Here is a 248-nt window from a genome sequence, read left to right as displayed (position 1 = left end):
AGGTCTTCCTCGCCAGCCATCCCATCGACTTCCGCAGAGGGCCGGACAGTTTGCTGTCGCTGGTGCGGGATGCCGGCAGTGATCCGTTCAACGGCTCGCTCTATGTCTTCCGGGCGAAGCGGGCACAGTGCGCTTCATAATGCATCCCTCCATCAAATTCCGGGCAACCGGACGACTTTATCGTATTGATAATCTTCATAAAACTTGGGGCGCCGATCGACGACACCCTGCACCCCTATCCGGACGGC

Annotated in this window: 1 protein-coding gene; it reads left to right on the top strand. The window is 58.5% G+C overall.

Annotation, left to right across the window (positions count from 1 at the left end; all coding sequences use genetic code 11):
* The coding region (gene tnpB, locus C5L12_RS29345; RefSeq protein WP_205839409.1) for an IS66 family insertion sequence element accessory protein TnpB at window positions 1–140 on the top strand (140 nt) is incomplete at its 5' end.
* Window positions 141–248: the final 108 nt, after the last annotated feature.

Source organism: Neorhizobium huautlense, from assembly GCF_002968575.1.
In the GTDB taxonomy this organism is placed as follows: Bacteria; Pseudomonadota; Alphaproteobacteria; order Rhizobiales; family Rhizobiaceae; genus Neorhizobium; species Neorhizobium huautlense.
This window is presented reverse-complemented; position numbering and strand designations above follow the sequence as displayed.